The sequence below is a fragment of the Pseudomonas sp. CM27 genome (assembly GCF_013179515.1).
Taxonomy (GTDB): domain Bacteria; phylum Pseudomonadota; class Gammaproteobacteria; order Pseudomonadales; family Pseudomonadaceae; genus Aquipseudomonas.
On record NZ_JABMCN010000159.1, the window covers coordinates 1 to 13,831 of the forward strand.

Below are 13,831 nucleotides of genomic sequence, written 5' to 3' on the forward strand. Positions count from 1 at the left end.
CCGAACTCAGTAGTGAAACGATGCATCGCCGATGGTAGTGTGGGGTCTCCCCATGTGAGAGTAGGTCATCGTCAAGATTCATTTCGCAAAACCCCTATCTGCGCATGCAGGTAGGGGTTTTGTCTTTCTGCCGCTCAAACATCAGCCGTACGCCGCTCCTACAGCATTCGCGCAACCGAGCCATCATGAAATGTCCGTCATGTATGCCTGCTGCAGCACACCACAGTGCTACGCTCGCGAAAACACTCTGCACGGATAATCACCATGGAAATGAACTGGCACCAGGCCCTCCAAGAAAGCCTGAGCTGGCTGGCGATCGCCTCGTTCATCACCCTTGTCTGCTTCACTGCAGCCGCCACCCTGGCCGTACGTTGCACGCGCTGGGGCAGCCAGTTCTGGCAGCTTGCGGGGCCTTATTTCAGTTTCAGGCGCAGTTGGCGGCCGTTGCTGGTGTTTGTGTTGCTGCTGATACTGACGCTGTTCTCGGTACGCCTGAATGTGCTGTTCTCGTTCTGGTACAACGGCTTCTACAGCGCCTTGCAGGCGCTTGACCAGGCGGCGTTTTGGTACCTTCTCGGGGTGTTCGCGGTCTTGGCCAGCATCCACGTGCTGCGCTCGCTGTTCACGTTCTACGTAAGCCAGGCGTTCAGCATTCACTGGCGGGTCTGGCTTACCAAGCGTCTTACCCGCGACTGGATGCACGGCGATGCCTACTACCGTGGCCAGTTCCTCGCCGAGCCGGTGGATAACCCTGACCAGCGCATCGAGCTGGACGTCAACGCCTTCGTCAACAACTCGGTGACGCTGGCCCTGGGGGCGGTCAGCGCGTTGGTATCGCTGGTGGCGTTTACCGGGATCCTTTGGGGGCTTTCGGCACCGTTGGCGGTGGCCGGGATTGAAATCCCCCGAGCGATGGTGTTTGCCGTTTACCTGTATGTCATCGTCGCCACCTGGATTGCCTTCCGTCTCGGCCGGCCGTTGATCCGCTTGAACTTCCTCAATGAAAAACTCACCGCCAACTTCCGTTACGCGCTGATGCGCCTGCGCGAGAATGCCGAAAACATCGCGTTCTACCAAGGGGCCCAGGTTGAGCGTAGTACGCTGCTGGGCCGCTTTGGCGCGTTGATCATCAATGCCTGGGCGCTGGTATTCCGAAACCTGAAGTTCAGCGGTTTCAACCTGGGCATCAGCCAGGTCGCCGTGGTATTCCCGTTCATTTTGCAGGCGCCACGCTTTTTTAGCGGGGCAATCAAGCTGGGCGATGTCATGCAGACGTCCCAGGCATTCGGCCAGGTGCAGGACTCGTTGTCGTTCTTCCGTGAGTCGTATGATGCTTTTGCCCAGTACCGCGCCACGCTTGACCGTCTCACCGGGTTCCTTGATGCGAACGCGCAGGCGAGCGCCTTGCCGCGTGTCCTCACGCACGAGCAGGCTCATGCCCTGGATATCGCCCGCTTGCAGGTGCTGCGCCCTGATGGGCACGCCCTTATCGCCGACCTGAATCTACGCCTGCACGCCGGTCAGGCGTTGCTGATCAAGGGGCCGTCGGGCAGTGGCAAGACCACGCTGTTGCGTGCGTTGGCGGGCCTCTGGCCGTACGCAGAGGGCCAGGTCAACCGGCCGACGGGTCATCAGGCGATGTTCCTGTCGCAGCGCCCGTACTTGCCGCTGGGTGACTTGCGTACGGTGATTGCCTATCCGGCAGCCAGCAAGGCTGAGGATGCCGCGCGCATGCAGCAGGCGTTGCGCCAGGTCAACCTGGCCCACCTGGCTGAGCGTCTCGACGTCAGTTGCGACTGGTCACATATCCTTTCGGTGGGTGAGCAGCAGCGCCTGGCGTTCGCCCGGGTGCTGTTCAACCGGCCTCAGGTAGTGTTCCTCGACGAGTCCACCTCGGCAATGGATGAAGGGCTCGAGCACACGTTGTATTCGTTGCTGCGCTCGGAAATGCCGGGTGCGTTGCTGGTCAGTGTTGGCCATCGCAGCACACTCGCAGGGTTCCATACACATCGGCTCGAGGTCGATGGGGATGGCGGCTGGTCTTTGCTTGAACAGCGACCCGCATTGGCCTAGCGTACCTTTGTGCGCAACAGCGTCACTCCCAACAGCGTGGCGCTGGCGAACCCTGCGCCGACCAGAAAGGTGGCCTGGAACCCTGCACCGTCCCATAACAACCCGGCTACCACGCTGGCTGCCAGCAGCGCCACACCGGTCAACAGGTTGAACACACCGAAGGCAGTACCGCGAAGGTTGGCGGGTGCACTGTCGGCGATCATCGCCGCGAATATGCCCTGGCTGAAGCCCAGGTGCAGGCCCCAGGCAGCAACCCCCAAGGTCAGCCCGGCCCAGCCCGGCAGCAGGGCCAGCAACAGGTCGGCGGCCATCAGCAACCCCAGCCCGGCCACCAATACACCGCGGCGGCCGACCCGATCGGAAAGGACCCCGGCAGGGTAGGCTGACAGTGAATAGGCCAGGGCCATCAGTACCAGGACCGCCGGCGCCCACAACGGTGCCAGGCCCATGTCCTGGGCGCGTAGCAGCAGGAACGCCTCACTGAAGCGGGCCAGGGTAAACAACGTGGCCAGGCTGATCAGGCGCCAGTAGGCTGGCCCCAGACGGACCAGTTCGCGCAGTGCCAGCGGCGCACGCACCGGCCGTGTCATGGTCGGTGTTTCAGGTTCGCGAACGAAGGCAACGAGAATGTAAACCGCCACGCATGCCGGTATCACCGCCACCCAGAACACCGTCTGGAAATGGCTTGCGGTCAGCCACATCAGCCCTATAGCCAGTAACGGTCCGAGGAAGGCGCCCACAGTGTCGAGCGTCTGCCGCAGGCCGAACGCGGCGCCGCGCAATTCGGCGGGCGTGATATCGGCCACCAGCGCATCGCGCGGCGCGCCACGGATACCTTTGCCGACCCGGTCGACGAAGCGCGCCGCAGTCAGCCACTCCAGGCCGGAGGCCAGGGGAAATACCGGTTTGGTCAGCGCACCGAGGCCATAGCCCACTACCGTGAGCAGCTTGCGTTTGCCCATTCGGTCGCTAAGCGCGCCCGAGAACACCTTGGTGATTGACGCGGTGGCCTCGGCAATGCCTTCGATGACACCCACCGCCAGCACTGATGTGCCGAGCACGGTGACCATGTACAGGGGGAGCAGGGCGTGGATCATCTCCGAGGAGATGTCCATGAACATCGACACGAAACCCAGCGCCCAGACGCTTCGGGGGATCTTGGCCACGCTTCGGGCGGTGCTCGCCGGGCTGCTTTCTTCATTGCTGCGCATCAGGGGTCTCTGAACAGTTGCCACGTTCGAAACTGTAGGTGGCAACGTGCTGGATGCAAATCACCAGGGCCACAGGCCGCCATGCGGCCCATCGTGGTCTGCAGACTGCGATACCCAGCTCGCGGTGGTGCCAAAGGCCGCGCGTTTAGCAAAGTTCCGTTACAAACATGTAAACTTCGTAAATAAGATTTAAACTCATTTGAGAATCCCTATATTTACCATCCCTGTTGGCCGCCAAACTGTGTTTGCGGGGCCGGTGGGCGAAGGGCTCCCGGTTTCCGACAGGGATGTGCCTTTTCGCTCATGATTCGCAGGAGATGTACCCATGCAGTGCAGAACTTCACCCAACAGCCTCGCCCTGGCGTTTGTCGCGCTGGCGTCGCCGGCCATGATGGCCACTGCAGCAGAGGCTGATGAACGGCCCGTGGGTGAGGTGCTGGAGGTACCGGTCGCGGACAATGCTCTGTTGATCCAGGACACCCTTATCACCGCTGAGCGCGAGGCGCGCCAGGCACTGGGCTCTTCGGTCATTACCGCCGAGGACATCAAGCGCCACCCGCCGGCCAATGACCTGTCCGACATCATCCGCCGCGAGCCGGGGGTCAACCTCACCGGTAACAGCGCCAGTGGCGCACGAGGCAACAACCGCCAGATCGACCTGCGCGGCATGGGCCCGGAAAACACCCTGATCCTCATCGACGGCAAGCCGTCCAGCGCGCGCAACGCCGTACGCTATGGCTGGAACGGCGACCGCGACACCCGTGGCGAGACCAACTGGGTACCAGCCGAAGCGGTCGAGCGCATCGAGATCCTGCGTGGCCCGGCGGCCGCGCGCTATGGCTCCGGGGCCATGGGCGGGGTGGTCAACATCATCACCAAGCGCCCCACGGACGAGCTCAAGGGCAGCATCAGCCTGTACACGCAGTTGCCGGAAGACAGCGCCGAGGGTGCCAGCCGCCGTGCCAACTTCAACCTGGGTGGTGGCTTGACCGATAACCTCGGTTTCCGCCTGTACGGCGGCATGGCCAAGACCGACGCCGACGACCTGGACATCAATGCCGGGCACGCGACCAGTGCACTGGTGGCAGGTCGCGAAGGGGTACGCAACAAGGACCTCAACGGGCTGCTGAGCTGGAAGCTGAACGACGAGCACCGGCTCGAAGCCAGCGCTGGCTATAGCCGCCAAGGCAACATCTTTGCCGGCGACACCATGAACAGCAACGGCGGTGGCGACGTTGACTTCGTTTCCAGCCTTTACGGCCATGAAACCAACGTGATGCAGCGCAGTACCTACGACCTGACCCACCTGGGCGATTTCAGCTGGGGTACCAGCAAGACCTCGCTGGCGTATGAATACGTACGCAACTGGCGCCTCAACGAAGGCCTGGCAGGCCGCACCGAAGGCGCCCCGAACGCAGAGGGCGCGGCCATGTCACGCCTGCGCAATACCCGCCTCAGCAGCGAAGTGAACCTGCCGTTCGCCACCGGCAATACCGAGCATGTCCTGACTCTGGGCGGGGAATACCTGTACGAAACCCTCAACGACCAGGGTTCGTTGCGCCCGCAGAGTTCGGACCCTGCCGGCGACGCTGGGCTGGTCGGCTTCGATCGCAGCAGCTCGAAGATGACCGCGCGCAGCTATGCGCTGTTCGCCGAAGACAACATCATCGTCGGCGACACCACCATTACGCCAGGCCTGCGTTTCGACCATCACGAAATGTTCGGCGACAACTTCAGCCCCAGCCTGAACCTGTCGCACAAGTTGACCGAAGCACTGTCGGTCAAAGGCGGTATCGCGCGCGCCTACAAGACCCCGAATCTGTACCAGTCCAACCCCAACTACCTGCTTTACAGCCGCGGCAACGGGTGCAGTGTGCAGCAGACCAACAACGGTGGCTGCTACCTGCAGGGTAACGCCGACCTCAAGCCCGAGATCAGCGTCAACAAGGAAATCGGCCTGCTGTACGACCGCGGCACCTGGCGCACCAGTGCCACCTACTTCCGCAACGACTACAAGAACAAGATCATCGGTGATACCGATGTGCTCTACACCATCGGTACCGGCAGCCGCGTGACCCAATGGGACAACGCCGGCAAGGCGCGGGTGGAGGGCATCGAAGGCAACTTCTTCATCGAGCTGACGCCCACCCTGGACTGGAACACCAACCTGACCTGGATGCTCGACAACGACAACCGCGAGACCGGCGAGCCGCTGTCGGTGATTCCGCAGTACACCGTCAACACCACCCTCGACTGGCGCGCCACCGAGCAGCTGTCGTTCCAGGTGGCGGGTACTTACTTCGGCAAGCAGAAGTCGCCGACCTACAACTACCGTACCCAGGAAAACTACGACCAGGCTGCGCAGCAGGACGTCGAGGCCTACGGCCTGGTGGACGTGAGTGCCGGGTACAAGTTCAACGCCAACTACGACGTACGGGTGGGGGTGAACAATGTGTTCGACAAGCAGATCCTGCGCGGTGGCAACGCCAGCAGCTCGGGTGCCAACACCTATAACCAGCCGGGCAGGGCGGTGTTTGCTGCGCTGAATATCAACTTCTGAGCCAGGGGTCGCTGCGCGGCCCATTCGCGGCTTTATCCGCGAATGGGCCTACACATTGTTCAAGGAAGCGAAATGACTCGATCCCCCGCCTGGCTGCAGATTCTCTCCCGCAGCAGCGCCGCACTGCTCGGCGGCTACGCCCTCAGCTATGCCGCCAGCGCTTGCCTGGCCCGCATCCTGCCGCTGGCTGCCACCGATGCAGTCATTGTCGCGACTCTGCCGGCGTTCCTGTTCTACACCGCCGCGATCCTCTGGGCGTTTGCCTGCCGTGATGCCCTGCGCGCCTGGGCGCCACTGGTGCTGGCGGCGCCCCTGAGCCTGATCGGCTTCTGGCCGCAGGTACTGGAGTGGCTGGCATGAAGAATACCTTCACCCAATCGATGGCCTGGCTGCACACCTGGTCCGGTCTGATCTTCGGCTGGCTGCTGTTCGCCATCTTCGTCACCGGTACCCTGGCGGTGTTCGACAAGGAACTCAACCACTGGATGCAGCCGGAAATCCCGGCCAGCCAGGTGTCGCAGGCCGACGCTGCCGGGCGTGCCATCGCCTACCTGCAGGCCCACGAGCCACAGGCGGCGAACTGGGGCATCAGCCTGCCGAGCGAGCGTTCGCCGGGGTTGCGCGTATCCACCGGCGAACGACGCCACGCTGGCGGGGTACAGCTCGATCCGAACACTGGCGAGGTGGTGGAGGTACGCGACAGCGTCGGCGGCAACTTCTTCTTCCGCTTCCATTTCACCCTCGACCTGCCGCGCAATTGGGGTATCTTCGTGGTCGGCGCACTGGCGTTGGTGATGCTCGCGGCGCTGGTGACCGGCATCGTGGTGCACAAGAAGTTCTTCAAGGAGTTCTTCACCTTCCGGCCGAACAAGGGCCAGCGCTCGTGGCTGGATTTCCACAACGCCAGCGCCGTGCTGTTGCTGCCGTTTCATCTGATGATTACCTACACCGGCCTGGTGATCTTCATGCTCATCTACATCCCTGCGGGGGTGGATGCGTTATTCGCCGGTGACACCCGCGCCTACTTCAAGGCTCAGGGCAATACCCGCCTGGAGCAGCCCCGTGGCCTGGCCAGGCAGCCGGCGGCACTGGTCGATGTGGCGCCGCTGCTAGCCCAGGCCGAGGCGCGGCTGGGCCCGCTGGGCGGCCTGAACATCCGCAACCCTAATACGGCAGCGGCGCGTGTCGAGATCCGCCCCGCGCTTGGCAACCGCATCGCCTTGGCCAAGGGCCAGGCGATGGTCTTCGATGGCATCAGCGGGCAATTGCTGAGCGACGTTCCCGAGTGGCGTGCGGCGCCCCTGACCCAGCGGGTCATGGTCGGCCTGCACTTTGCCCAGTTTGGCGGCTACCCGATGCGCTGGCTGTACTTCATCTGCGGGCTGGTCAGCTGCCTGATGATCGCCAGCGGCCTGGTGCTGTTCTGCGTAAAGCGCGGGCGCAAGTATGCCAATGCCAGTGCCGACGCTTCGGCACGGCGCTGGTACCGGCTGGCCGAGGTGTGCAACGTCGGCTTCGTCAGCGGCCTGTTGTTGGCGTGCGTTGGGCTGCTATGGGCCAGCCGCCTGCTGCCCGTGGAGCTGCTGCAACGGGAAAGCTGGGAGGTGCGGGTATTCTTCGGCGCATGGCTGCTGGGCCTGCTGCATGCCGGCATCAGGCCGGCACGCCAGGCGTGGGTCGAGCAGCTGCTGCTGACGGCATTGCTGTGCATTGGCCTGGGTGTGTTTGGCGGGCTTGAAGATGCGATGCGCCTGGGCGTAGCGGCGTGTGCGCTGGTGCTGGGGGTATTGCTTGGGCTGGTGGCCTGGCGGATAAGCCAGACTCAGCCGGAGGCGTTGAAGGCAACGGCGGGTCGGCAGATGGAGGCTGAAGCATGATGCTGTGGATCACAGGCGGCGTGGTGTTCGCGTACGCTGGCATGCTCGGGCTTTGCCAAGGGCTTGAGCGGCATTACAAGCAGGTATGGAACCGGCCCTGCCCACGTGCCTTGCGTATTGGCTTGCGAGGCGCGGGATGGCTGGCGCTGCTGGCCAGCCTGGTGCTCTGTGCCCAGGCTTGGGGCTGGGCCATGGGGCCGGTGGCCTGGTTTGCAGTGCTGTCTTTGGCGGGGGTGGTGCTGGTGATGCTACTGCCGTACTGGCCGCGGTTGGCGGTGGGGTTGGTGCTGGCGGTGCCGGGATGGGGGTTGGTGTCAGTAGTTGCCTGATCTGCGCTCATCGCGGCCAGCTTCGACATTGCTGCAGCAGCGTGCTAAACCATGCTCCCCCAGCACGCGCGAGAGAATACCGGTGAAAGCCGTCCGCCTGACCCTGATCTGCCATGCCCTGACCCAGGCCCAGAAGACCGGGCGCCTGCACTGTGTGGATGATGGCATCCTGCCGTTGACCGGGGCGCCATGCCTCAACCTGGCAGGCATGCAACTGCTGACGGCCCCAGAGCGCCGGGCCTGCGAGACTGCAGCATGGATGGCCGGGCCGGCGCAGGTCGAGCCGGCATTGGCCGATTGCGACCTGGGGCGTTGGCAGGGTTTGACCTTGAAGCACTTGCAGGCCGAGCAACCGCAGGCGTTGGCCGAGTGGCTGGAAAATCCAGCCAGCGATGTGCACGGCGGCGAGACGTTTGTCGAGCTGCGCCGGCGTCTCGCTGGCTGGTTGGGAGGCTTCGATCAGCCAGGGGAATGGTGTTGCGTCACACACCCTTTGGTCATCCGGGCAGTGCTCATGAACCTGATGGACTGCCCACTTTCAGCCTTCCATGCGATTGACGTACTGCCGCTTTCCCGGTTGCAACTGAGCCGTGCAGGCCGTTGGCGATTGCGCATCGTATAAGGCGCGCTCTGCCTTCAGAAAGCCAGCTTGTAGCCGATCAGCAACAGCATCGCCGCCAGGCACGGGCGAAGCACACGGTCGGAGATGCGCCCGGTGAGGTGGCTGCCCAGATAGATGCCCGGCAGCGAGCCCAGCAGCAGATAGCCCAGCAGCGACCAGTCCATGTTGCCCATGCCCGCATGGCCCAGGCCTGCTACCAGGGTCAGTGGCACGGCGTGGGCGATTTCGGTACCGACCAGGCGGCGGGTGACCAGGAACGGGTACAGCAGGAACAGTGCCACGGTACCGAGTGCGCCTGCACCGATGGAGGTGAGCGTGACCATCACCCCCAGCACCACGCCTGTCAGCACGGTCAGGGTGTTCAGGCTGCGGTCGCTGAGGTGGTAGTGGTCACCGGCATGGCGGTTGGCGAAGGCCTGCAGGCGCGATTTGAACAGGATGGCCAGCGCAGTGAGGATCAGCACCACGGCAAGACCTTGCTTGATAATGGCGTTGAGCGCCGAGGTATCGGTGTGCAGGGTGCTGAGGAACCACAGGGTCAGTGCAGCGGCGGGCACGCTGCCCAGGCTCAGATAGCCGGTGATCTTCCAGTCGATGTTCTTGTGTCGGGCATGCACCCATACGCCGCTGGCTTTGGTGATGGCGGCGTACAACAGGTCGGTGCCGACAGCGGTGGCCGGGCTGATGCCGAACCACAGCAGGATAGGGGTCATCAGCGAGCCGCCACCGACGCCGGTCATGCCGACGATGAAACCCACGACCAGGCCCGCAATGGTGAAACCGAAAGAACCTACATCCATACGCTACTCGACTGCCCAACTTTGCCCGTTATCGGATGCAGCCAGCATATAGATTTTTTTATAGCCAAATAGACTTGTTCGTTATTAGGTTATAACCGCGGCCGATCAGCGATCAGTCATCACCACCATCACGTGGGCAACGCCGCCGTCGTCGCTTTCCGACAGGTAGATGTGCCCCACCTGGCTGTCAAAATACGCCGTCTCCTGTGGCCCGATGCTCACCGCCTCACCGGTCTCGAACTCGATGCGCACACGCCCGCTCAGCACCAGCGCGAACTCCTGACCGGGATGGCGGATAAAATCGTCGAACTGGCCGCGTTCCCTGGCGATGATGCGGGCATAGGCCGGCGTCATGCGCCGTTCGGGAAAGTCGCCGGCAATCGGATAGTAATCATAGGTGCCGGTCGAATAACCCGCCGCTGCCGGCAATGAATCGACCACCACGGTCACCGGCACCGGGGCGCTCACCGTACCGCTGGCGCGTAGTAACTGGGCGATATCGACATTCAGTGCCCGCGCGGCAGCGGCAAGTTTTTCATAGCTGACCGACACCTGCGCCAGTTCCATTTTCGACAAGGTGGACAGCGGCACGCCACTGGCTTCGGACAATTGCTTGAGGGTCATCTGGCGTGCCTTGCGCACCTGGCGCAGGCGCTGGCCGACTACAGCGCGGTCTAGCAGGGGAAGGGCAGCGGGCATTCAGGGCTCTCGGCATGCGGCGTTGGTCGGGCATCTTACCTTGGACCCTTGCGCATTTCTAAATTCTCATATATTAGAATTCTCATAAATGATAATTAAGCTGGCAGGAGCGTGCATGATCCCGATCTACGACACCCTTATCATCGGTGCCGGCATTGCCGGTGCGTCGCTGGGCTATCGCCTGGGGGGTCAACAGCGGGTGCTGTTGCTCGAGCGCGAGTCGCAGCCTGGCTACCATGCCACCGGGCGCTCGGCGGCGATGTTCATGGAGGCATACGGCACCCCGCAGATCCAGGCCCTGACCCGCGCCAGCCGGGCGTTCTACCACGCCCCGCCGGCGGGTTTCTGCGAGCACCCGCTGCTGGAACCGCGTGGCTGCCTGTATGTGGCGAGCGTGGAGCAGCGCGAGCTGCTCGAGCAGACCCACGCGCAGAACGTGGCCAATGGCACCGAAGTCAGCCTGCTTGACCGCGACGCCGCGCTGGCCCTGGTGCCCGGCCTGCGAAGCGAGACCTTGGCCGGCGCGGTGCTCGAGCCGGGTGCCATGGACCTGGACGTGCATGCGCTGCATCAGGGCTTCTTGCGCGGCTACCGTGCTGCCGGTGGTGAACTGCGCTGCAATGCCGAGCTGCTCAGGGCCAGCTACCAGAATGACCTTTGGCAAATCGAGCTGGCCGATGGCAGCCACGTGCAGGCGCGCCAGCTGGTCAATGCCGCAGGTGCCTGGGCCGACCGCGTGGCCGAGCAGTGCGGCGTGGCACCGGTCGGCCTGCAACCCTGCCGACGCAGCGCCTTCACCTTCCCCGGCCCGGCGGACCACGACTTCGCCCGCTGGCCGGCCGTGATCGGCGTCGATGAAAGCTTTTACTTCAAGCCCGATGCCGGCCAGCTACTCGGGTCGCCAGCCAATGCCGACCCGGTCGAACCCCAGGACGCCGCACCGGAGGAGTTGGATGTGGCCCTGGGCATCTACAACATCGAAGCCATGACCACCCTGGCGATCCGCCGCCCCAGCCACACCTGGGCCGGGCTGCGTTCGTTCGTCGCCGATGGTGACCTGGTGATCGGGTTTGACCCGCACGTCCCCGCGTTTTTCTGGCTGGCGGCCCAGGGCGGCTATGGTATCCAGTCGGCTGCAGGCGCCTCACGGCTGGCAGCCGACCTGCTGCTCGGCCAACCGCTGTGTCCCAGTCTTGTCCGCCAGGGGGTGGCCCCCGAGCGCCTGTCCCCGGCCCGTTTTCAACAACCGTGAAAGGAGCTTCCCATGAGCAATGACATCCAGCGTTTCCCCAGCAGCCTGCCGTTCCCGTTTTCCCGCGCGGTCAAGGCCGGTGGTTTTCTGTTCCTCTCCGGCCAGGTGCCAATGAGCAGCGCTGGCGAAGTTGTGCGCGGTGATATCCAGACCCAGACCCGCGCCGCCTGCGAGCGCATCGCCGACAGCCTGGCGGCCTGCGGTGCCAGCTTCGACCAAGTGGTCAAGGCCACGGTGTGGCTATCGGACATGAGCCACTTCGCCGGTTTCAACGAGGTGTACAAGGAGTTCTTCGGTGCCGCGCTGCCAGTGCGTTCCACCGTCGCCTCGGCGTTGGCGCTGGGCGTGGACGTGGAGATTGAAGTGCAGGCGTTTGTCGGCGACTCCTGAAACAGCGGTGCAGGAACGGGCTTGCCCGCGAAAAGGCCCTCAAAGGCACAACAACAATAAATCAGAGGTGCACATGAAAGAGCAGCTGAAGATTGCCGGCGCATTTGTCGGTGTGATTGTGGGGGCGGGGTTCGCTTCGGGGCGGGAACTGCTGTTGTTCTTTGTCGATTTCGGCCTGTGGGGGCTGGCCGGTGCGTTGGTCAGCGCCGCCTTGTTCACCTTCCTCGGCATGGCCCTGGCCGGGCTGGGCAACCGCCAGCAGGCGACCTCGCACAAGGATGTGATCCAGGCCATTTGCGGCCGGCACCTGGGCCGGTTCGTCGACTGGTTGATCACCTTCTTCATGTTCGCGGTCACCGTCGTCATGCTGGCGGGCGGTGGTGCATTGCTGGAGCAGCAGTTCGGCATCCCGGCACTGACCGGCAGCGTGCTGATGACGCTGGTGGTGGTGGGCATCGTGTGCCTGGACGTGCGCAAGGTGATCCTGGCCATTGGCGCCATCACGCCACTGCTGATCCTGGTGGCGTCGGCAATTGCGCTGTACGCGGTGTTCAGCCGTGAACAGAGTTTCGCCGCGCTCGATCAGCTGGCCGGCCAGCAGCAGGCCGGCACCCGCCACTGGTTGCTGGGGGCGTTTCTGTATGTGTCCTACAACATCGTCGCGGGTGCGCCGATCCTGGCCATTCTGGGTGGCTCGGCCAAGGGTGAGAAAACCGCCGTGTGGGGTGGCTTGCTCGGTGGTGCGGCATTGGGTGGCCTGATGCTGGTGATGAGTGCCGGGTTGTTGTCGCGCCTGGACAGCGTGGCCGACCTGCCGATGCCGATGCTGTCGATTGCCAGTGAAGTATCGCCTTTGCTGGGCCTTGTGATGTGCCTGATCATCTTCGGGATGATCGTCAACACTGCTGTCGGCACCATGTTCTCGTTTCTGTCGCGGCTGTTGCCAGCGGGCACGGCCAAGTTTCGCTGGGGGTCGGTGGTCACCGGGGTGGTGGCGTTTGGCTGCAGCCTGGTGGGGTTCATCAGCCTGGTGGGCGAGGTGTACCCGTTGTTCGGTTACCTGGGCTTTGTGCTGATGGCGGCCGTGTTGCTGGCCTGGGTGCGACGGGCTCGGGTGCGGGAAGCAGCTGTGGCTTGAAACGGGGCGATATCAACGGGCCTGTACCGGCGACAACAGCCATTGGCCGCTGCCGCCTGATGCCAGCGCTTAGATCCTGAAGCTGCCCACCAACTGCTTCAAGCGCCCGGCCTGCTGCGCCAGCTGGTCGCAGTGGCGCAGGGTGTCGTTGAGGTTCTCCACCCCTTGCTGGTTCAGGGCGTTGATCTGGGTGATGTCCAGGTTGAGGCTTTCGACTACGGCAGTCTGCTCTTCGGTGGCGGTGGCCACCGACTGGTTCATGCCATCGATCTCGCCAATGCGCTGGGTAACGCTGGCCAGGCGCGCACCGGCCTGGTTGGCCACTTGCACGGTCTGTTCGCTGGAAACCTGGCTGGTGTTCATGGTGTGCACCGCTTCGCGCGAGCCCACCTGCAGGCTGGTGATCATGCGGTGGATTTCTTCCGCCGATTCCTGGGTGCGGTGCGCCAGGTTGCGCACTTCATCAGCCACCACCGCAAAGCCACGGCCGGCTTCACCGGCACGGGCCGCTTCGATGGCGGCGTTCAGCGCCAGCAGGTTGGTCTGCTGCGAGATGCCCTTGATCACGTCGAGGATCTTGCCGATCTCGTCAGTGCTGGCGTTGAGCGTTTCGATCTGCGCGCAAGACTCGCTGATGCGCTGCGACAGGGCAGTCATGGCACTGATCGCTTCTTCGACCACTTCACGGCCACCATGGGCCTGTTCGCTGGCGCCGCTGGCATGCTGGGAGGCATCGGCGGCGTTGCGGGCGATTTCCTGGGTGGCGGCACCCAGTTCGTTGATTGCCGCAGCCACGCTGTTGGTGCGCATGCTCTGCTCTTCAGAGCCGCTGATCGACGCGTTGGAGGCGCTGACCACTTTCTCCGACAGGTCATGCACC

The 13,831-nt window shown here is 63.5% G+C and carries 12 protein-coding genes and 1 pseudogene; 9 read left to right on the top strand and 4 right to left on the bottom strand.

The window, feature by feature from the left end:
* Positions 1-264: 264 nt before the first annotated feature.
* Positions 265-2,073, top strand: a complete 1,809-nt coding sequence (locus HP547_RS19070; protein WP_172287080.1) for an ABC transporter ATP-binding protein/permease — start codon at positions 265-267, stop codon at positions 2,071-2,073.
* On the opposite strand, the gene HP547_RS19075 is transcribed toward HP547_RS19070, so the two are convergent.
* Entirely contained in the window at positions 2,070-3,284 is a 1,215-nt protein-coding gene (locus HP547_RS19075) for an MFS transporter (RefSeq protein ID WP_172229300.1), read from the bottom strand. The two genes, HP547_RS19070 and HP547_RS19075, sit on opposite strands and share 4 nt — an antisense overlap.
* A 325-nt stretch (positions 3,285-3,609) precedes the next feature.
* Here HP547_RS19075 and HP547_RS19080 point away from each other — a divergent pair, with 325 nt between their 5' ends.
* The 5 genes from HP547_RS19080 (at position 3,610) to HP547_RS19100 (ending at position 8,672) form a co-directional block, all read left to right on the top strand.
* Positions 3,610-5,844 (top strand): TonB-dependent siderophore receptor, encoded by a 2,235-nt coding sequence (locus HP547_RS19080; RefSeq protein WP_172287081.1) that lies wholly within the window; start codon positions 3,610-3,612, stop codon positions 5,842-5,844.
* Between the two features lie 72 nt (positions 5,845-5,916).
* Positions 5,917-6,204, top strand: coding sequence for an iron transporter (locus tag HP547_RS19085; protein WP_172287082.1), 288 nt, complete (start codon positions 5,917-5,919; stop codon positions 6,202-6,204).
* On the top strand, positions 6,201-7,721 hold the full coding sequence (locus HP547_RS19090; protein ID WP_172229306.1) for a PepSY domain-containing protein: 1,521 nt from the start codon (positions 6,201-6,203) through the stop codon (positions 7,719-7,721). Before HP547_RS19085 ends, HP547_RS19090 begins: the two co-directional genes overlap by 4 nt.
* Positions 7,718-8,050 carry a DUF3325 domain-containing protein gene (locus HP547_RS19095; RefSeq protein ID WP_172229308.1) on the top strand — a complete coding sequence of 111 codons (333 nt, stop codon included), beginning with the start codon at positions 7,718-7,720 and terminating at the stop codon, positions 8,048-8,050. Before HP547_RS19090 ends, HP547_RS19095 begins: the two co-directional genes overlap by 4 nt.
* 82 nt (positions 8,051-8,132) lie before the next feature.
* The gene (locus HP547_RS19100) at positions 8,133-8,672 is read left to right on the top strand and encodes a histidine phosphatase family protein (protein WP_172287083.1); all 540 of its coding nucleotides are present in this window, start codon (positions 8,133-8,135) and stop codon (positions 8,670-8,672) included.
* A 14-nt stretch (positions 8,673-8,686) separates the two neighbouring features.
* Here the strand turns inward: HP547_RS19100 and HP547_RS19105 are convergent, their stop codons facing one another.
* Both HP547_RS19105 and HP547_RS19110 read right to left on the bottom strand, forming a co-directional pair.
* A complete protein-coding gene (locus HP547_RS19105) occupies positions 8,687-9,472 on the bottom strand; it encodes a sulfite exporter TauE/SafE family protein (RefSeq protein ID WP_172230977.1) in 786 nt (261 codons plus the stop codon).
* A gap of 105 nt (positions 9,473-9,577) precedes the next feature.
* Positions 9,578-10,171, bottom strand: a complete 594-nt coding sequence (locus HP547_RS19110; RefSeq protein WP_172287084.1) for a helix-turn-helix domain-containing protein — start codon at positions 10,169-10,171, stop codon at positions 9,578-9,580.
* Between the two features lie 115 nt (positions 10,172-10,286).
* On the opposite strand from HP547_RS19110, the gene HP547_RS19115 reads away from it, so the two are divergent.
* From HP547_RS19115 to HP547_RS19125, 3 genes are all read left to right on the top strand, one after another.
* A complete protein-coding gene (locus HP547_RS19115; RefSeq protein WP_172287085.1) occupies positions 10,287-11,423 on the top strand; it encodes an FAD-binding oxidoreductase in 1,137 nt (378 codons plus the stop codon).
* Positions 11,424-11,435: 12 nt separating this feature from the next.
* A complete protein-coding gene (locus HP547_RS19120) occupies positions 11,436-11,813 on the top strand; it encodes a RidA family protein (protein ID WP_172287086.1) in 378 nt (125 codons plus the stop codon).
* Positions 11,814-11,886: 73 nt separating this feature from the next.
* On the top strand, positions 11,887-12,951 hold the full coding sequence (locus HP547_RS19125; RefSeq protein ID WP_172230989.1) for a hypothetical protein: 1,065 nt from the start codon (positions 11,887-11,889) through the stop codon (positions 12,949-12,951).
* A 69-nt stretch (positions 12,952-13,020) separates the two neighbouring features.
* Here HP547_RS19125 and mcpA read toward each other — a convergent pair.
* A pseudogene (gene mcpA / locus HP547_RS19130) lies at positions 13,021-13,831 on the bottom strand (methyl-accepting chemotaxis protein McpA); the annotation flags it as partial.

Bases quoted from the DNA above. Each gene is read 5' to 3' on its own strand.
- HP547_RS19070 (WP_172287080.1), top strand. From the start codon at position 265: ATGGAAATGAACTGGCACCAGGCCCTCCAAGAAAGCCTGAGCTGGCTG.
- HP547_RS19075 (WP_172229300.1), bottom strand. From the start codon at position 3,284: ATGCGCAGCAATGAAGAAAGCAGCCCGGCGAGCACCGCCCGAAGCGTG.
- HP547_RS19080 (WP_172287081.1), top strand. From the start codon at position 3,610: ATGCAGTGCAGAACTTCACCCAACAGCCTCGCCCTGGCGTTTGTCGCG.
- HP547_RS19085 (WP_172287082.1), top strand. From the start codon at position 5,917: ATGACTCGATCCCCCGCCTGGCTGCAGATTCTCTCCCGCAGCAGCGCC.
- HP547_RS19090 (WP_172229306.1), top strand. From the start codon at position 6,201: ATGAAGAATACCTTCACCCAATCGATGGCCTGGCTGCACACCTGGTCC.
- HP547_RS19095 (WP_172229308.1), top strand. From the start codon at position 7,718: ATGATGCTGTGGATCACAGGCGGCGTGGTGTTCGCGTACGCTGGCATG.
- HP547_RS19105 (WP_172230977.1), bottom strand. From the start codon at position 9,472: ATGGATGTAGGTTCTTTCGGTTTCACCATTGCGGGCCTGGTCGTGGGT.
- HP547_RS19110 (WP_172287084.1), bottom strand. From the start codon at position 10,171: ATGCCCGCTGCCCTTCCCCTGCTAGACCGCGCTGTAGTCGGCCAGCGC.
- HP547_RS19115 (WP_172287085.1), top strand. From the start codon at position 10,287: ATGATCCCGATCTACGACACCCTTATCATCGGTGCCGGCATTGCCGGT.
- HP547_RS19120 (WP_172287086.1), top strand. From the start codon at position 11,436: ATGAGCAATGACATCCAGCGTTTCCCCAGCAGCCTGCCGTTCCCGTTT.
- HP547_RS19125 (WP_172230989.1), top strand. From the start codon at position 11,887: ATGAAAGAGCAGCTGAAGATTGCCGGCGCATTTGTCGGTGTGATTGTG.